This is a genomic window from Candidatus Blochmanniella camponoti (assembly GCF_023585825.1).
Lineage (GTDB): Bacteria > Pseudomonadota > Gammaproteobacteria > Enterobacterales > Enterobacteriaceae > Blochmanniella > Blochmanniella camponoti.
Genome location: NZ_CP097751.1, coordinates 579,904 through 599,253 on the forward strand (window position 1 = coordinate 579,904; position 19,350 = coordinate 599,253).

Annotated in this window: 14 protein-coding genes; all 14 read left to right on the forward strand. The window is 30.4% G+C overall.

Annotated elements, in window-relative coordinates; genetic code table 11:
• Positions 1-1,239 precede the first annotated feature (1,239 nt).
• The 14 genes from mrcB to ispF all read left to right on the forward strand — a co-directional run bounded on the left by mrcB (position 1,240) and on the right by ispF (position 19,293).
• Positions 1,240-3,570 (forward strand): bifunctional glycosyl transferase/transpeptidase, encoded by a 2,331-nt coding sequence (gene mrcB, locus M9394_RS02380; RefSeq protein ID WP_250249876.1) that lies wholly within the window; start codon positions 1,240-1,242, stop codon positions 3,568-3,570.
• Positions 3,571-3,920: 350 nt separating this feature from the next.
• Entirely contained in the window at positions 3,921-4,274 is a 354-nt protein-coding gene (erpA, locus tag M9394_RS02385; protein ID WP_250246958.1) for an iron-sulfur cluster insertion protein ErpA, read from the forward strand.
• 461 nt (positions 4,275-4,735) lie between these two features.
• A complete protein-coding gene (locus M9394_RS02390) occupies positions 4,736-6,382 on the forward strand; it encodes a CTP synthase (protein ID WP_250246957.1) in 1,647 nt (548 codons plus the stop codon).
• A gap of 78 nt (positions 6,383-6,460) precedes the next feature.
• The gene (gene eno / locus M9394_RS02395; RefSeq protein ID WP_250249878.1) at positions 6,461-7,759 is read left to right on the forward strand and encodes a phosphopyruvate hydratase; all 1,299 of its coding nucleotides are present in this window, start codon (positions 6,461-6,463) and stop codon (positions 7,757-7,759) included.
• Positions 7,760-8,351: 592 nt separating this feature from the next.
• Positions 8,352-10,172, forward strand: a complete 1,821-nt coding sequence (gene cysJ, locus M9394_RS02400) for an NADPH-dependent assimilatory sulfite reductase flavoprotein subunit (protein ID WP_250249879.1) — start codon at positions 8,352-8,354, stop codon at positions 10,170-10,172.
• Positions 10,172-11,899 carry an assimilatory sulfite reductase (NADPH) hemoprotein subunit gene (gene cysI, locus M9394_RS02405; RefSeq protein WP_250249881.1) on the forward strand — a complete coding sequence of 576 codons (1,728 nt, stop codon included), beginning with the start codon at positions 10,172-10,174 and terminating at the stop codon, positions 11,897-11,899. Before cysJ ends, cysI begins: the two co-directional genes overlap by 1 nt.
• Positions 11,892-12,653, forward strand: a complete 762-nt coding sequence (locus tag M9394_RS02410) for a phosphoadenylyl-sulfate reductase (protein ID WP_250249882.1) — start codon at positions 11,892-11,894, stop codon at positions 12,651-12,653. Before cysI ends, M9394_RS02410 begins: the two co-directional genes overlap by 8 nt.
• Before the next feature lie 279 nt (positions 12,654-12,932).
• Positions 12,933-14,366, forward strand: coding sequence for a siroheme synthase CysG (gene cysG, locus M9394_RS02415; RefSeq protein WP_250249883.1), 1,434 nt, complete (start codon positions 12,933-12,935; stop codon positions 14,364-14,366).
• A 16-nt stretch (positions 14,367-14,382) separates the two neighbouring features.
• Positions 14,383-15,297 (forward strand): sulfate adenylyltransferase subunit CysD, encoded by a 915-nt coding sequence (cysD, locus tag M9394_RS02420; protein ID WP_250246951.1) that lies wholly within the window; start codon positions 14,383-14,385, stop codon positions 15,295-15,297.
• Positions 15,298-15,306: 9 nt separating this feature from the next.
• Positions 15,307-16,737, forward strand: a complete 1,431-nt coding sequence (cysN, locus tag M9394_RS02425; RefSeq protein ID WP_250249885.1) for a sulfate adenylyltransferase subunit CysN — start codon at positions 15,307-15,309, stop codon at positions 16,735-16,737.
• A 13-nt stretch (positions 16,738-16,750) separates the two neighbouring features.
• Positions 16,751-17,386, forward strand: coding sequence for an adenylyl-sulfate kinase (cysC, locus tag M9394_RS02430; RefSeq protein ID WP_250249887.1), 636 nt, complete (start codon positions 16,751-16,753; stop codon positions 17,384-17,386).
• Positions 17,387-17,748: 362 nt separating this feature from the next.
• Complete coding sequence (locus tag M9394_RS02435; RefSeq protein ID WP_250246948.1) at positions 17,749-18,024, forward strand: septum formation initiator family protein; 276 nt, start codon at positions 17,749-17,751, stop codon at positions 18,022-18,024.
• A 73-nt stretch (positions 18,025-18,097) separates the two neighbouring features.
• Positions 18,098-18,805, forward strand: coding sequence for a 2-C-methyl-D-erythritol 4-phosphate cytidylyltransferase (ispD, locus tag M9394_RS02440; protein WP_250246947.1), 708 nt, complete (start codon positions 18,098-18,100; stop codon positions 18,803-18,805).
• A 14-nt stretch (positions 18,806-18,819) separates the two neighbouring features.
• The gene (ispF, locus tag M9394_RS02445; protein WP_250249889.1) at positions 18,820-19,293 is read left to right on the forward strand and encodes a 2-C-methyl-D-erythritol 2,4-cyclodiphosphate synthase; all 474 of its coding nucleotides are present in this window, start codon (positions 18,820-18,822) and stop codon (positions 19,291-19,293) included.
• The last annotated feature ends 57 nt before the right edge of the window (positions 19,294-19,350 follow it).

Sequence of the window (19,350 nt, forward strand, 5' to 3'; positions counted from 1 at the left end):
AATACTAGTATGAACGCTAAGTACATTTGAGAATTTATATATAATAAAATATGATTATGGATATGGTAAGTTTATTATATAACGTTAAACATTTCTGCATTCAGAGAAAAATTAGATTAATAATTATTTCTGGAATTTATGATAATAGTATTATAATAATATTACAAGAATTTCCTCTTCATATCAGAAATAACCTATAATAATAACATCTATGTTATAGATACACAATATAGAAATGTTTGTATCATATTCTTATTCAGTTATAATTATAAAAATTTAAAATTTCAGATATTGAAATTATTTGATCATCAAACATCAATTTTAGAAATTTTATGTATGATTGAGTTATTTTCATTTTATTTGTATCTATTTTTTATAGCATAAGAAAAATTCGTAAATTTTTTTAAAAATAAAATACCAACATGGTGACATACATAACAGTATGTTATTAACGATGTTTTATAAATTTTTAAAAAATATATTTATTTTAGTAGCTTAAATATCAAAAAATACTCAAAACCCTAAATGCTAATAGCAATAGTCACATTAGTATAAACTGGATTTTTTTTACTACATATTATGGATATTTTGGTATATACAAAATATTTCTTACAAATCTTCTCCATTAAGAACAGCTACATATTATTAGGAAATTGTTTGATATTTTTAATCAAAATGCTATTAGATATCAGAATGTTGTTAGATTATATTTATAATTAAAAATTATAAAACATTTTAATTGATATTAAATTTAAATAAGTGACGCAGTTTAATACTGTATTAGAGCTGATTCAATAAAAACCTAGTCGTATTTATTGTATAAAGAAAGATATCTATATTCATAGAAACATAAGTATGAATATTGTTGTACCTTGGTAAGTTATAATTGTGATAATACCGGTATTGATATTGATTAATATTTAAAACATGAAAACATTAATAATATCTTATGGTGTGATTCCTTTTATTTATTCAATAATTAATTATTAGTTAATATAACTTATTTGTAGGAAACATATATGTGGCCCACGTATTTATTTGTTTTAAATTAATTATTTAACACTAATCATAATATTTTATCTAAAAAGATAGAATTGTTTATTTAAAATAGACATAAATTGTTGTAGATTTGTGTGATTCATTATGTGACTTATTATCACGTATAATCAAAGGAGAATAAATTATAACCGATTGTCAATCTACCTGAGTATTGTAACGTATGTCAATAATATAATTTTTATGAATCAATTATCATATAAGTATCATTCTGTCATTGTGCAACGAGCTTTATTTTTTTTATACACTGTAATGTGCTTTTTTTTGTTTATTATCATTTTAATTGTAGTGTATGGAATATTTTTAGATAAGAAGGTTCAAAGTCGTATTGATGGAAAGGTTTGGAGACTACCTACTATTATTTATAGCCGTATGATTAATGTAGAACCTAATATGTCGTATCATAAAAATGATATAATTCATTTATTGGAAGCGTTACAGTATCGCCAAGTCTCTAAAATTACTCATTCAGGAGAATTTGTTGTACATAATAATGACATTGAATTATTTCGTAGGTCTTTTAATTTTCCAAGTGGAGAAGAAGGAGAGATACATGTATCCTTTTTTTTTAATCAAGAAAAATTACTTCGCATTTACAATCAAGACACAAAGAATAATTTTGGTTTATTTCGATTTGATCCTAAGATCATGTCTATTTTATATGCTCCCAATAAGCAACAAAGATTATTTATACCAAGATCAGGATTTCCAGATATATTAATAGATATGTTGTTAGCTGTTGAAGATCGTTATTTTTATCGGCATGATGGTATTCAGATATCTTCTATTGGTCGCGCTTTTTTAGCAAATGTTTTTTCCGGTCGTACTGTACAAGGCGGAAGTACTTTAACGCAACAATTGGTAAAAAATTTATTTTTAAATAATACACGATCGTTGTGGCGTAAATTTAATGAAGCCTATATGGCTTTAATTTTTGATCATCGATATAGTAAGGACCGTATTCTTGAATTATATTTGAATGAAATATATTTTGGTCAAAACGGAAATGATCAAATTCATGGATTTCCTTTAGCTAGTTTTTATTATTTTGGTCGACCGATCAATGAATTAAGTATAGATCAACAGGCAATGTTAGTGGGGATGATAAAAGGCGCGTCTTTATATAATCCCTGGAAAAATCCACACATAACACTGGAACGTCGCAATTTAATACTCAAATTATTAGAACATAGAAATATTATTGATAAAAAAATATGTGCTATTCTTAGTGCGCGACCTTTAGGAACTCAGCCAAAGGATGAGATATTAATCTTACAACCTGCTTTTACACAAATGGTAAATGAAGAAATACAAAATATTGATCAAATTCATGATTTTTCTGGAATAAAAATATTTACTACGTTAGATCCTATTTCCCAAAAAGCAGCAGAACAGGCAATGGAATTGGGTATTCATAAATTAAGACATTATTATAATGTAAAAGATTTAGAAGGAGCCATAGTTGTAGTAGATCGATTTAGTGGAAAAATACGAGCTATGGTAGGAGGATCTGATCCCCATTTTTCTGGATTTAATCGTGCGATGCATGCTCGTCGTTCTATAGGTTCATTAGCAAAGCCAGCAGTGTATTTAGCAGCTCTAAGTCATCCTGATAAATATCACCTCAATACATGGATTGCTGATGAGCCTATTCATTTACAACAACCAAATGGAGTAATTTGGTCCCCTAAAAATTATGACCGAAAATTTCGAGGTAAGGTCACTCTTATTGATGCTTTTATTAAATCTCTTAATGTACCTACTGTTAATTTAGGCATGACAATAGGATTAGACGCTATTTCTGATGTTTTAAAAAAATTGGGCATTTCGCCTGATTTTATTTCTTCCTTTCCATCTATCCTTTTAGGATCCATTAGTTTGACACCTATAGAAGTCGCTCAAGAATTTCAAACTATTGCTAGCGGCGGGCAATATTCTGCCTTATCATCTGTTTGTTATATTATGAACGAAGAAGATATGGTATTATATCAACATTTTACTAAGACAGAGCGTGTTATTTTCCCTCAAGCAGCTTATTTAACGTTATATGCAATGCAACAAGTAGTAACACGAGGAACGTCTTGTATTTTATCTTTAAAATTTCCTTGTTCTCAGTTAGCCGCAAAAACCGGAACTACTAATGATCTTCGTGATAGTTGGTTTGTTGGAATTGATGACACAGAAGTAACTGTGATTTGGATAGGACGTGACAATAATGGAAGAACTAAGTTAACAGGTACTAATGGCGCATTAACTCTATATAATTTGTATTTAGATCATAAAAATCCTACTCCTTTACATTTAGAACTACCTAGTGGTATTAAGAACATACCTATAGATAATTGTGGTAATTTTACATTAAATGATAGCAAAAATACTGATTGTCAGGTCTTGCCAGTGTGGGTGAATGATTGGCAATTATTATTTCAGTCACTTAAAGAATCAAAAATAATCTCGTATAATCAACAATCGATAAATACCGTAGAAGAAAAAGGTACTCACAATACCAAATGAATAGATAAATAATTTTACTATAAATAATTGTTAATTGTTTGGTAAAATAGAAGTACGATTTATACAATAATATCCAATGATACTTTACGTCACTTTCATTCTATTTTAATATCGTTAATTGATAGCATTATATTTAAATATTTCCTAATAAAATAAAATTTATTTATATAGTATATGTTTATAAATTGTAAATAATGTCACTGTATATAACATATATTTGATAATTATATAAATTTTTTTAATGGATTAATTTTTTTATAAAGTTAAATATGCTCAAATTATAAATTGATTAATTAATTATTATAAAACGAATTATAATGTTTTATATTCAATATAAAAGGTTAATAATTATGAATAATGATGCAAAATTTCCTATACAATTGACTGATTTTGCGGCCAGCAAAGTAAAGTTTTTTACTGAAAATGAAATAATTAATAGTAATTTACATTTAAAATTGCGCGTATATATTGTAGGAGGAGGTTGCAGTGGGTTTCAATATGGTTTTATCTTAGATGATAAAATTTCTAGCGATGATTGTATTATAAAAAATAACGGTGCCACTTTAGTAATAGACCCTATGAGCCTGCAATATTTATTTGGAGGTATTATAGATTATTACGAAGGATTAGAAGGATCTCGATTTGTTGTAATCAATCCAAATGCCAAGAATACTTGTAGTTGTGGTTCTTCTTTCAGTGTATAAATATTTGTTGTGTACAACAAATATTTATACCAAATAATCAAACATCTTATATTTTACTATAATTATGTTCATCAAATATTATTATGTTAAAGTTTATATCATATATACATCGTGTTTTGTATAGTATACACTTCAAGTATTGAAAGTTGTTACTGCGACTACTCTATATAGTGAGTGAATATTGCGTTTTGTTGCAAAAGATTGTGTAATGTCATGATACTCAATGATGGTACTGTTATTTATTTTTTATAGCCAAATTATGTAATTTTTAGACGTTTTATTTGCAATCGAATAAATCATTTATTAATTATCAAGATTTGCAGAACATCTGGGAATAATAAGAATTTTATTCTAAAGATAAAGATAAGCATATAATAATTACTTATTTAACTAATAATCCGCTATGATCATAGAAAAATTTGAAACCGTGAAAAAATTAAATGTATAATTTGGGTTGATATGTGAGAGTGAATTATATTTTTGTAACTGGTGGCGTGGTATCATCTTTGGGTAAGGGCATTGCTACAGCATCTTTGGCTGCAGTTTTAGAGGCTCGTGGTCTCAGTGTAACTATAATAAAGTTAGATCCTTATATCAATATGGACCCTGGTACAATTAGCCCCGTACAACATGGAGAAGTGTTTATTACTGAAGATGGAGCAGAGACCGATTTAGATTTAGGGCATTATGAACGTTTCATTCGTACTAAAATGAGACATCATAATAACTTTACTGCTGGTAAAATTTATGCTGATGTTTTGCGGAAAGAGCGTCGTGGAGATTATTTAGGCGCTACGATACAGATTATTCCTCATGTTACTGACACTATAAAGAAATGGCTTATAGCAGGTGCTTCTGGTCACGATGTGTTGTTAGTAGAAATAGGTGGCACAGTGGGTGATATTGAATCATTACCCTTTTTAGAAGCTATTAGGCAAATGGTAATGGAAGTAAATAGAGAACAAACTTTATACATACATCTGACATTAGTGCCTTTTATCGCAGTATCTGGAGAACTAAAAACTAAGCCAACACAACATTCAGTAAAAGAATTGCTTTCTATTGGTATTCAACCTGACATTTTAATTTGTAGATCTGATCGAGTAATCAGTAATAGTGAACGAAAAAAAATTTCTTTGTTTTGCAATGTACCTAAGCAAGCGATAATTGCTCTGCAAGATGTAGATTCAATTTATAAAATACCTGCTTTACTTAAAGATCAAGGATTAGATAATTATATTTGCAAACGTTTTAATTTAAATTGTCCTGAGGCAAATCTATCAGATTGGGAGGAAGTAATTTATTATCAAGAACATCCGATAGGAGAAGTGACTGTTGGTATGGTAGGTAAATATATTGAATTGATAGATGCTTACAAATCAGTGACAGAAGCATTAAAGCATGCTGGAATAAAAAACCGTTTTATTGTTAATATTCGTCTTATTAACTCCCAAGATGTGGAAAAATTGGGTATAGAAAAAACACTGAAGGATTTAGATGCTATTTTAGTACCTGGAGGATTTGGTTATCGCGGAGTGGAAGGAAAAATTTTATCCGCACAATATGCTCGAGAAAACAATATACCGTATTTTGGAATTTGCTTGGGCATGCAAGTAGCATTGATCGAATTCGCTCGCCATGTTGCTGGAATGCCAGAAGCCAATTCTACAGAATTTGTAACTAATTGTAAATGTCCAGTAATAGCTTTAATAACTGAGTGTAAAGATGAGAATGGTATTTTTATAACACACAATAATAATGCTAATTTGGGTGGTACTATGCGCTTAGGTAATCAAGCGTGTTATTTAATTAAGGGAAGTTTAACGCATCAAATATATGGCAAAAGCACTATATTAGAACGTCATCGACATCGTTATGAAGTAAACAATATGTTGTTAAAACATATAACACGTGCTGGATTAAGTTGTGTTGGCTTTTCTGAAAAAAATAATTTAGTAGAAGTAATTGAATATCCAAATCATCCATGGTTTATAGGTAGTCAGTTCCACCCCGAATTTAATTCTACACCTCGTGAAGGTCATCCTTTATTTATAGGTTTTATAAAAGCCGCAATAGAATACCAACATCGTCATAATAAATTAATTTAGTACATACGAGTGAGAATGTTTATGATATTATTTTTTGGTTCGTATGAAAATCAAGATTAATTCACAAAGGAAATAAAAATGCCTAAGATTTTAAATATTGTTGGACGCGAGGTCATTGATTCTCGTGGTAATCCAACAGTAGAGACTGAAGTATATATTAAAGGTGGTTCTAGATTCGCATCTGTTCCGTCTGGAGCATCTGTTGGTTCTCAAGAAGCTTTAGAGTTAAGAGATAATAATAATAATCGGTTTTTTGGAAAAGGAGTAACAAAAGCGGTCAGCGCTGTAAATGGACCCATTCGCAAAGCATTAATAGGAATGGATGTAACGCAACAACGTGTTATTGATACGATTATGATTGATTTGGATGGAACCAGTAATAAGTCAAAATTTGGTGCTAACGCTATCTTGAGTGTTTCTTTAGCAGTTGCAAAAGCAGCTTCGGCATTTAAAAATGTTCCATTATATCAACATATTTCTGATTTGTATGATGCACCAACAAATACATTTGTTATACCACTCCCTATGATGAATATTATTAATGGCGGTAAGCATGCTGATAATAATTTAGATATTCAGGAATTTATGATTATCCCGATTGGGGCAAAAACCATCAAAGAAGCAATTCAGATGGGATCTGAAATATCACATAATTTAAGAGTAATCTTAAATAATAAAGGAATATCCACGCAATTAGGCGACGAAGGTGGATATGCTCCTAATCTTAATTCTCATGCCACTGCATTAGAATTAATAAAAGAATCTATAGAACAGTCCGATTATATTTTAAAAGAAGATGTTGTCCTAGCAATAGATTGTGCTGCATCTGAATTGTTTGATACATCTACCAATAGGTATAACATAAAAAGTGAAAAAAAGTTTTTTACTTCTGAGGAATTTACTTATTATTTGTCATCATTAGCACAAAAATACTCGATAGTTTCTATTGAAGATGGACAAAGTGAATATGATTGGGATGGATTTTCTTACCAAACCAAAGTTCTTGGTAATAAAATTCAACTAATAGGAGATGACTTGTTTGTAACTAACATAAATCTGTTACAAATAGGTATTAATCGAAATATTGCAAATTCTATTTTAATTAAATGCAATCAGATAGGGTCTTTAACTGAAACACTAGAAACGATTAGAATGGCTAAAAATGCAGGTTACGGTACAATTATTTCACATCGTTCCGGAGAAACTGAAGATACAAGCATTGCTGACATCGCCGTGGGTACCTCTGCGGGTCAAATAAAAACTGGACCTGTGCGTTGTTCTGAACGAGTAGCTAAATACAATCAACTAATTCGTATAGAAGAAATGTTAGGAAAAAAGGGAGTGTTTTATAGATTCAACAGTAAACTTATGTCATAGTTGATGCCGTAATTCAGTATATATAAATATATACAAAATTAGATAAAAGAATATTTTTTATAGAAAAATTAAAAGATGAGGCAGTTTGTATGCTCTATATGATAATAGAGCATTAATTAATAAGTAATTAATTTGCGTTTTTTTTGATATAAAAAATATATATGTAATTATTGCTGTGAGCTAAACAATAGTATATATAAATATATATACTAGTAATATAGTTAATTCTTAATGTGTCTTTTTATATTGTGTTGTAAACTGTTTCTTATTAATTTCAAAAAATTGAATAATTGATTCTACCGCATATATTTTATATTGCTACTATAATAACATACCTGTTGAAGTATGTGCGTTTTATGTTTTATTGCAGTTTATGTTGTTTTCAAATAACAAGAAATAATTCTCAAAAAGTATTTTTTAATGAGATCTAATAAATTTTCAAATTAAGTTTATTTATATACGTTAGTAATCCATATTGTTTAATATCCAGATAAATTGGATTACATGGGTATGTCAATATTTTAAAAAGATACACATCCTTACCAATTTGTAAGATTTTTTATTTATGCAACAAATTAAGTAGTTTAATTTAATGATAAAAAACACAGCACATAACGAAATAACACCGTTAACTTCGGAGCAGTTAGATTATATTCGATCATTTTTAGTTACTTTGTCCAGTTCTCAACTGATTTGGATATCCGGATACCTATGGGGATTGGCAAGTGTTGCAGAAACTAATAAAATAACTGATATTTCTAAAAACACTAAAATCGAAGGTGTTTGTCTTAATAAAACAATTACTTTAATATCTGCTTCTCAAACTGGAAATGCACGTCAATTAGCTGAGAAATTACGCGATGATATTCATGCAATTAATATGGATGTCATGTTGTTCAATGCTGGAGATTACAGATTTAAGAAAATTTCTAAAGAAACATTATTAATTATTATTACTTCCACCTATGGAGAGGGAGAACCTCCAGAAGAAGCAATTGCGTTATACAGGTATTTATTTTCCAATAAAGCAGTTAAAATGCCAAATACTCATTTTGCGGTATTTAGTTTTGGAGATCGTTCATATGAACATTTTGCTAAAGCTGGGAAAGATTTTGATCAGCGATTAGAGGAGCTTGGAGCGCATCGATTATGCGATCGAGTCGATGTTGATATCGATTTTAAAGAAGAAGCTAATGTGTGGAGAAAAAAAATAGTTCTTTTATTAAAAAATAAAAGAATATCTACTTCCATATTTAATCAAAATAATGAAAGTTGCAGTCTTGAGCAAGTAAATCACATTGTATATAACAAAGAATATCCATTAATTGCTTGTTTATCAAACCGATACAAAATTACTAGTCGTGATTCACTTAAAGATGTGCATCATTTAGAGATAAATATTGCTGATTCTGGTTTACATTATCAACCAGGAGATGCGTTAGGAGTGTGGTATGAAAATGATCCTAATCTTATTAATGAGTTATTAGAATTATTAAGATTGAAAGGAACTGAACAAGTACGAGTTAAAGAAGAGCCAATGTTTCTTAGTGAAGCATTACAGAAACATTATGAATTAACTCATAATACTTCTGTTGTTGTAAAAAATATAGCTACTATTACTCAAAATAAAATGTTGTTGGATTTATTCGGTAATTCAGAAAAATTAAATAAATTTATTTTAACTACGCCTATTATTGAAATGATGCATCGTGTATCAATTGCAATAACTCCGCAAGAGTTATTGCAAATATTACGCCCTATGAAACCCCGATTTTATTCCATTTCTTCCGCTCAATCAGAGGTAGGAGATGAAATACATATTACTGTAAGCGTAGTACGTTATAAGACAAATGAACGCTTTAGAACAGGTGGTGCTAGTGGTTATTTAGTAGATCGCATAAAAGAAAATGAAAAAATACGTATTTTTATTGAGCCTAATAATAATTTTAGACTACCAAAAAATTCTAATGTTCCAGTAATTATGATTGGAGCCGGAACAGGTATTGCTCCGTTTCGTGCTTTTATGCAACAAAGAGCTGCAGATAGTGCATCAGGAAAAAACTGGTTATTTTTTGGGAATTTAAGATTCATAGATGATTTTCTTTATCAAATTGAATGGCAACGTTATTTCAGAGATGGTTTATTAACCAAAATTGATACAGCTTGGTCCAGAGATCAAAATGATAAGATTTATGTACAAAACAAATTATTAAAGAACAGCGTAGAGCTTTGGTCATGGATTCAAGAAGGAGCTCATATTTATGTATGTGGCGATGCTAAACATATGGCTCAAGATGTAAATAAGGCTTTAGTTATGTTAGCATCTAAACATGGGAGTATGGGTTTAGATGAAGCGAATGAATTTTGGCATAACATGCGGATACAACATCGTTATCAGAGAGATATTTACTAATGAACAGCAAATATAATCATAACAATGATAAAAATATACCGTTATTATCCGATAATGAGCGAATTAAACAGGAAAGCAACTTTCTAAGAGGCACTATTGCTCAAAATTTAGACAATAACTTAACCGGTGGATTTAGTACAGAAGATGCTCAATTAATCAGATTCCATGGCATGTATCAACAGGATGATCGCGATGTACGTGTAGAACGAGCAAATCAAAAATTAGAACCACTAATCAATATGATGTTGCGCTGTCGTTTACCGGGCGGCGTGATTATGCCGGCCCAATGGTTGGCTATCGATGATTTTTCAGAAAAATATACTTTATATGGCACGATACGTCTTACTACTCGACAAACCTTTCAACTACATGGTTTATTAAAACCTAACTTGAAAAATGTGCATCGTTTATTGAATAAATTGGGATTAGATTCTATAGCTACTGCTGGAGATGTAAATCGTAATGTAATATGCACAGCTAATCCCATGGAATCAACATTACATTATCAGGTATGGGAATTGGCGAAAAGTATTTCTTCATATTTACTGCCGAAATCTAATGCATATGCAGAAATTTGGTTAGATTCAAAAAAAACAGAATCTACAGATTCTGAGCCAATTTTAAGCGCTACTTATTTACCTCGTAAATTTAAAATAGCAATTGCGATACCGCCTATAAATGATGTAGATGTTCATGCTAACGATCTTAGTTTTATTGCTATCAGAAGCGAGAACACTGATCAAATAATTGGTTTTAATGTATTAGTAGGTGGAGGATTAGCAATGACTTACGGAGATATTACCACATATCCTCGTACAGCTAGCGCATTTGGATATATTTCTACACAAGATGTTTTAAAAATTGCAGAAACAGTAGTTACAATACAAAGAGATTGGGGAAATAGATCTGATCGTAGACATGCTAAAACAAAGTATACTTTGACTCGAGTTGGAGTGACAACATTTAAATCAGAAGTTGAACGTCGTTCTGGAGTAAAATTTCATCCAATTCATCCTTATGTATTCACGGATAGAGGAGATCGATTTGGATGGGTACAGGGTATTGATGATTATTGGCATCTTACTTTATTTATAGAAAACGGAAGAATATCAAATAATGATCCCCGTAAGCTGTTAAAACGTGGAATTGCAGAAGTTGCGCAAATACATTCAGGTTCTTTTAGATTGACTGCAAATCAAAATTTAATTATTTCTGGAGTATCTAAGGACAATAAATTAATGGTTGAAAGTACATTAAGAAAATATGGTGTAATCAATGATGATATTACGCCGCAACGAAAAGCATCTATGGCATGTGTAGCGTTTCCTACTTGTCCATTAGCGATGGCAGAAGCAGAACGATTTTTACCAAAATTTGTTACTAAGATAGAAAATATCATGTCAAAATATAGATTAGAAAAAGATGCTATTATTTTACGAGTAACAGGTTGTCCTAACAGTTGTGCTCGCTCGATGTTATCAGAAATTGGATTAACAGGAAGATCAATTGGGCGTTATAATCTTTATTTAGGAGGCAATAATATCGGTACGCGTATTCCTCGATTGTACAAAGAAAATATCACGGAAAATGATATTTTAAATATTCTTGATATGACTATTAGTCGTTGGGCACAAGAGAGAAATAATCAAGAATCTTATGGAGATTATGTAGTAAGATCTGGGATAGTTAATGCTGTTATAAATTCTGAAAAAGATTTTTATGAATAAACTATTAAATGTTATTAATCATTGCTGGACTTTTACAGAACTCAATGCACTAGATGTTAATGAACAAAAATTGATTTTAGTTAAAATAAATCGATATTTAGAATCTTTAAATACGGTAGATAGGTTCACATGGGCTATAGAATATTTACCTAAACAAGCAATATTGTCTTCGAGTTTTGGTATTCAATCATCAGTCAGTTTACATTTAACCACTCATTATTATCCTAATATTCCGATTATTTTAATTGATACTGGTTATTTATTTCCAGAAACATATCGATTTATCGATCGATTGACAGAAAAAATGCAATTAAATTTACATGTATTTTCTCCGAATCAATCTGCAGCATGGCAAGAAGCACGATATGGTAAATTATGGACACAAGGCGTAAAAGGAATCCAACAATACAATGCTATTAACAAAGTTGAACCTATGCGTCGTGCTCTAAGGACGCTGAAAGTGGAAACATGGTTTGCAGGCTTAAGGAGAAATCAGTCAGATAGTCGTAAAAAATTGCCAATAATAACCATTCAAAATGGAATTTTCAAATTCCTACCTATCGTTGATTGGAATTCTCTTCAGATTCATAGATACATTGAAAAACATTCTTTGGAATATCATCCATTGTGGCAACAAGGTTATGTATCAATAGGAGATGTACATACTAGCAGAAAATGGGAACCTGGTATGAAAGAAGAAGATACACGTTTTTTTGGACTACAACGTGAATGTGGTTTACATATTATTGAGTGAATTTATTATTTATATGAAATATTTGTGTGATTATACTTTATTTGTATTACTATATAATAATTACCTCCAGGATACTATGGGTAGTTGTCAATAGTATCCTGTTTGATAGTGTGTGTTCTCATATTTTAGTCATTATTAGAATATTTTAGTATATATGTTTCTAATTGTAGAGAATACAATTTAAAAACCTGAAAAATATGAACTGTTATTCATAATTATAATTTTGTGATTGCATAATTATATTATTATTTATTATTGCTTAAGTATTAACGTAATACCGTGGAATATTTACCGATATTTATTGATCTCAAAAATAGGCCAGTGTTAGTAGTTGGGGGAGGTATTGTTGCTGCACGAAAAATACAAATGCTACAAAGGGCGGGAGCTACTATTACGATAGTAGCTCCCGCCCTTTGTACAGAATTAAAAAAAGTTTTAATTACACAAAATATCAGTTGGATTAGTAAAAATTTTCAACCTATTATGTTAAATAAAGTAATTTTAGTGATTGTAGCAACCAATGATCCTAAATTAAATACTTTAATATACCAAAATGCTGAAAAACACAATATATTAATAAATACTGTGGATGACAAGAATAAATGTTCATTTATTTTCCCTGCTATTGTCGATCGTAATCCCGTTTTAATAGGAATTTCTTCTTGCGGAAAAGCACCTATTTTAGTACGTATTTTACGTGAAAAACTTGAATTGTTATTACCAAAGTCTCTGGGATTTGTAGCAAAATTGGCGGGAGCATGGCGTGATCAAGTAAAACAGCATATTGTAGATACAGTACTCAGGCGTCAGTTTTGGGAGAAAATATTTTATAATGGGCACGTTGCTACCTTAATGGAACAAGGTCGCCCTAAAGAAGCTAATAAAGTTTTTAACTATACGCTTAACCATTCTATAAAAAATAAGAATAATAAAAAAGGTCATGTCACGTTAGTAGGGGCGGGGCCCGGAGATATAGGATTGTTAACTATCAAAGGATTGCAAGTAATACAACAAGCAGATATCATACTGTATGATTACTTAGTAAATTCAGATATTTTAGATTTAGCCCGGCGCGATGCCGATAAAATTTGTGTTGGAAAACGTGTTGGAAATCATTTAATTTCTCAAAAAAAACTCAATCAATTTATAGTACAATTAGCACAGAAAGGAAATAAAGTCGTTAGACTGAAAGGAGGAGATCCATTTATTTTTGGGCGGGGCGGAGAGGAATTACAAGCAATAGCAGAGGCAGGTATTGCTTTTCAAGTAGTTCCTGGTATTACAGCAGGAATCGGTGTTGCGGCTTATTCTGGTATTCCTTTAACTCATAGAAAATATGCTCATAGCGTTGTTTTTATTACAGGGCATCATAATACAAATGGCGATAATCAATTTAACTGGAACAGTTTATCAAACAATCAACAGACATTAGTAATTTACATGGGTAAGATTAATGCTATAAGTATTAAGAATAATCTAATCATTCATGGGCGAAATATGCAAACTCCCGTAGCCGTAATTAGCCGAGGGACATATCAAGATCAAAAAATTTTAATTGGGACCTTAATTGAATTAGAAAAATTGGCACACATGGCTGATTATCCCGCTTTGTTAGTTATTGGCGATGTCGTGTCATTGCATAGTAAAATCAATTGGTTTGGTCAAAAAGCATTGAATTACTATCCTATTAATTCAATTATTAATTTGATATAAGTTAAAAGGACAATGTATGATCCACAATAGAAAGCATATTACTTATTTTCATAGATTAGAGTCAGAAAGTATCTATATTATTCGTGAAGTAGTTGCTGAGTTTCAAAAACCAGTCATGCTATATTCTATTGGTAAAGATTCTTCAGTAATGTTACATTTAGCTCGAAAAGCATTTTATCCTAGCGCATTACCTTTCCCCTTATTACATATAGATACTGGTTGGAAATTTCATGAAATGTATGTATTTCGAGACAATACCGCTAAATCTTATGATTTAGAGTTATTAGTGCATAAAAATCCAGAAGGAATATCTATGGGAATCAACCCATTTATTCATGGTAGCGCTAAACATACAGATATTATGAAAACAGAAGGATTGAAACAAGCATTACATCAATATAGCTTCGATGCAGCTTTCGGAGGCGCTCGCCGTGATGAAGAAAAAGTTAGGTCTAAAGAACGGATTTATTCGTTTCGAGATAAATTTCATTGTTGGAATCCTAGAAAACAACGTCCGGAATTATGGAATAATTATAATGGAAAAATTAATAAAGGAGAAAGTATTCGTGTATTTCCTTTATCCAATTGGACAGAGTTAGATATTTGGCAGTATATTTTTTTTGAAAAAATTGATATAGTATCATTATACTTAGCTAAAAATCGACCTGTGATTTGTAGAAATGGTAATTTGATTATGGTAGACGACGATCGAATCAATCTTACATTTGAAGAATCTGTAGAAACACGTATGGTACGATTTCGTACGTTGGGATGTTGGCCATTAACCGGAGCGATTGAATCTCAAGCAGAGACATTACCTGCAATAATTGAGGAAATGTTAATATCTAAGAAAAGTGAACGTCAAGGTCGAATCATTGATTTTGATCAATCCGGATCTATGGAAAGCAAAAAACGTCAAGGTTATTTCTAAAGGATCATTATGATTAGCACCATAGAGCAGGAAATTATCAATCATGGAGGAATTGAAAATTATCTATATGCGCAACAACATAAAATGTTGTTGCGCTTTCTTACATGTGGTAGTGTAGACGATGGTAAAAGTACCTTGATAGGACGATTGTTACATGATTCTTATCAAATTTATGATGATCAGTTATCTATTCTTTATACGGATAGTAAAAAAATTGGTACTCAAAAAAATAAATTAGACCTAGCATTGCTGGTAGATGGATTACAATCGGAACGTGCCCAAGGCATTACTATAGATGTTGCTTATCGTTATTTTTTTACTAAAAAACGTAAATTTATCATTGCTGATACTCCAGGGCATATAGAATATACAAAAAATATGGTTACCGGTGCTTCTACTAGCGAATTGGCTATTTTATTAGTTGATGCGCGCAAAGGAATACAGAGTCAAACTAAAAGGCATTGGTTTATCACTGTACTTCTGGGTATTCAGTATATTATAGTGGCAATTAATAAAATGGATTTAATAAATTATAATCAAAAAATATTTCAAAAAATTAGCAAAGAATATTTAGAATTTACTAAGAAACATTTATCGACTGAGATACATACAACATTTATTCCAATATCCGCTGTAGACGGAGATAATGTTACGACATTATCAACAAATATGCAGTGGTACAACGGACCCACATTGTTGGAAATGTTAGAAGATATTCAGATTAATGATTCCTTACATTTTGAGCAGCAAGAATTACGTTTTCCAGTACAGTATGTAATTCGTCATAATTTAGATTTCAGAGGTTATGTTGGCACTATTGCTTCTGGTAGTATGTATGTTGGACAACGTATTAATATTTTTCCTTCAAATACTACTTCTGCTATTAAACGTATTATTAAATTTAATGCGGATCAAACACATGCTGGGGTTAGAGAGGCAATCGCTATAACTTTAGAAGATGATCTTGACGTTAGTCGCGGAGATATAATAATTGATTCTCATGCCACTATTACACCGGTTCAGAACGCGTTGGTAGATGTGGTATGGATGAAAAAAGAAGCATTAAAAAAAAATCAATATTTTAATGTCAAGATTGCTACTAAAGTTATAAGAGCACAAGTAAAAAATATAGAATACCAAATAGATGTTAATACTTTGGAATCTAAAAAGACAAACATAATTTCACTCAATGGAATTGGACTAGTAAGGTTGTTATTCGATGAGCCACTGATACTAGATCCATATCCTCATTACCCAACAACTGGTAGTATGATATTTATTGATTTATTAACCAATGAAACTGTAGGAGCTGGAATGGTTCGTACTCCTATCGCGCGTCATAAATCTAAGAATAATAAAAATTATAGTGAATTTGAATTGGCATTACATGAATTTATTCGTTTTCATTTTCCTCATTGGAATATCCCAGACTTATTATGATGACAATTATATTATGATTCATAAAAATATCAATCGTATATCTAACAAAAATATTTTTTGGAACACTTGTTATATAACACAACAAGATCGTGAGCTTCTACATAAACATCGGGCTATATTATTATGGTTTACAGGGCTATCAGGATCTGGTAAGTCAATTTTAGCTAATGTTTTAGAAACAAAACTACATCATAGAAATATCAGCACATATATGTTAGATGGAGATAATGTCCGACATGGATTGTGTCAGGATTTAGGATTTAGTGATCATGATCGACATGAAAATATACGTCGAGTAGGAGAAACAGCGCGATTGATGGTTGATGCTGGTGTAGTGGTGTTAGCTACTTTTATTTCTCCTTATCATCGTGATCGTCAAATGGTACGTAATATGTTTCCTATCAATCATTTTATTGAAATATTTGTTGATACACCCTTTCATGTGTGTGAACAACGCGATTCAAAAGGTTTGTATAAAAGAGCTAGATCAGGTGAAATAGAAAATTTTACCGGTATCAGCTCTCCTTACGAACAACCAAAAAAACCAGATATATATTTAGATGGTCAAAAATCGATCGTAGAGTTAATCAATCAAATATTGCGATCATCATGTATTGAGTATTTGTTTAAAATAGACTTATCTATCTAATAGATAAGTAATATAAATTTATATAATTAATAATTTGTATGATTAATTATATCATCTATGATGATTAGATGCTGTTTTTAATAAAGACTATTTTTTAATAGAAACAGTTTTATATTTTATAATTAAAATAAATCTTTTAAAAAAGAAATACTCTTTTATAATAAAATTATAATAATTTATGATGATTTTTAAATCAATTGTTCTAACATGCATTATAAGTTTATATCAATAACTACAATTATATATTTAATGACCATAATTACCTATTTAATAGATATTTATTCGTTATCAGTAACAGCGAGTTGACTATATGGTGAATATAATCGATTTATTAATATAAAATATAATGAATTGGCGAAAAAATGAACAAGTTAAATTGTATATTGTTAGCATTGTTGATTTGGTTGCAATATTCACTTTGGTTAGGAAAAAATGGTATTTGTGATTTAATAAATATTCATAATACAATTACATTATATAAAAATATTAATAATATTGATCAACTGAAGGTTCGTAATAATCAATTATTGTATGAAATTTATGATTTACTTCATGGATATGAAGCAATTGAGGAGCGATCAAGGTATGACCTTGGTATGATTAAACTCGGTGAAACTTTTTATCTAATAACATTGTGATAGCAACATTAATTAAATAAAAAGGTCAACGATGGTTTGATTATTTTGATATACGTGGGTGTTTATACTAAATATGTTGAAAAAAAAAATTCCATATATTACTGCTATCCTTCCAGCAGCAGGCACTGGAAAACGCATGAAAAGTTTATTGCCGAAACAATACTGCACCATAGGTGACAAAACTTTGATTGAACATTCCATGAACGCTCTGTTATGTCAATCATGCATTCGTCATTGCATCGTAGTAATTAATGCGCGTGATCGTTGGTTTCGTCAATTATCTATCTCTTACGATCCTAGAGTTAGTGTAGTTGTTGGAGGACACACGCGAGCTGATTCAGTTATGGCTGGATTGCAGCATGTAAAAAAATCAGTTTGGGTTATTGTGCATGACGCGGTGCGTCCTTGTTTACATCATGAAGATTTATTACGGCTTTTTGAGATCACAAAATTTTCTCAAGTAGGTGGAATTTTAGCAATACCAATTTGTAATACTATTAAACGGACTTACTGTGGGACTAATTTTATAAGATATACTGTAGATCGTGAGAATTTATGGCATGCTTTAACTCCACAGTTATTTAATTATGATCTTTTAAAATATTGTCTTAAAAAAGCTTTGAAAAATAGAGTGATTGTTACTGATGAAGCATCGGCTGTAGAATATTGTGGGTATAAATCCATTGTGATACACGGTCGTTCTGATAATATAAAAGTTACTCATCAAAATGATTTAAAATTAGCTAACTTTTATTTATCTAAATTATATAAAAAAAATTAACAAGGATTGTAAGTATGTTACGTATTGGTTATGGGTTTGATGTGCATCAATTTGGAGGATGTAGACCGCTTATCATTGGGGGGGTGAATATCCCCTGTATGAAAGGAATTAAAGCGCATTCTGATGGCGATGTGATGATGCATTCACTAATTGATGCTTTATTAGGAGCTGCTTGTTATGGTGATATTGGGTCGATGTTTCCGGATACTGATGCTAAATATAATAATATAGATAGTCGAAAATTGTTACGAATTGCCTGGGAAAAAATTACCATGCAAAGATTTTTATTAGAAAATATAGATATTACTGTAATCCTACAAGTCCCAAGGATAAACACATATATTTATCAGATGAAACATCATTTATCTCAAGACTTAAATTGTTCAGTAACTAGTATTAATATAAAAGCCACTACGACTGATACACTGGGATATATCGGCCGATCTGAAGGTATTGCGTGTATAGCAGTCGTGTTATTAACACGTTAAATATTTATTAAAATAATAAAAATACATATATTTTTATTTCATAATTCTTAGATAAAT

Coding starts and splice junctions, on each gene's coding strand:
- mrcB (WP_250249876.1), top strand. CDS start 1,240: ATGAATCAATTATCATATAAGTATCATTCTGTCATTGTGCAACGAGCT.
- erpA (WP_250246958.1), top strand. CDS start 3,921: ATGAATAATGATGCAAAATTTCCTATACAATTGACTGATTTTGCGGCC.
- eno (WP_250249878.1), top strand. CDS start 6,461: ATGCCTAAGATTTTAAATATTGTTGGACGCGAGGTCATTGATTCTCGT.
- cysJ (WP_250249879.1), top strand. CDS start 8,352: ATGATAAAAAACACAGCACATAACGAAATAACACCGTTAACTTCGGAG.
- cysI (WP_250249881.1), top strand. CDS start 10,172: ATGAACAGCAAATATAATCATAACAATGATAAAAATATACCGTTATTA.
- M9394_RS02410 (WP_250249882.1), top strand. CDS start 11,892: ATGAATAAACTATTAAATGTTATTAATCATTGCTGGACTTTTACAGAA.
- cysD (WP_250246951.1), top strand. CDS start 14,383: ATGATCCACAATAGAAAGCATATTACTTATTTTCATAGATTAGAGTCA.
- cysN (WP_250249885.1), top strand. CDS start 15,307: ATGATTAGCACCATAGAGCAGGAAATTATCAATCATGGAGGAATTGAA.
- cysC (WP_250249887.1), top strand. CDS start 16,751: ATGATTCATAAAAATATCAATCGTATATCTAACAAAAATATTTTTTGG.
- M9394_RS02435 (WP_250246948.1), top strand. CDS start 17,749: ATGAACAAGTTAAATTGTATATTGTTAGCATTGTTGATTTGGTTGCAA.
- ispD (WP_250246947.1), top strand. CDS start 18,098: ATGTTGAAAAAAAAAATTCCATATATTACTGCTATCCTTCCAGCAGCA.
- ispF (WP_250249889.1), top strand. CDS start 18,820: ATGTTACGTATTGGTTATGGGTTTGATGTGCATCAATTTGGAGGATGT.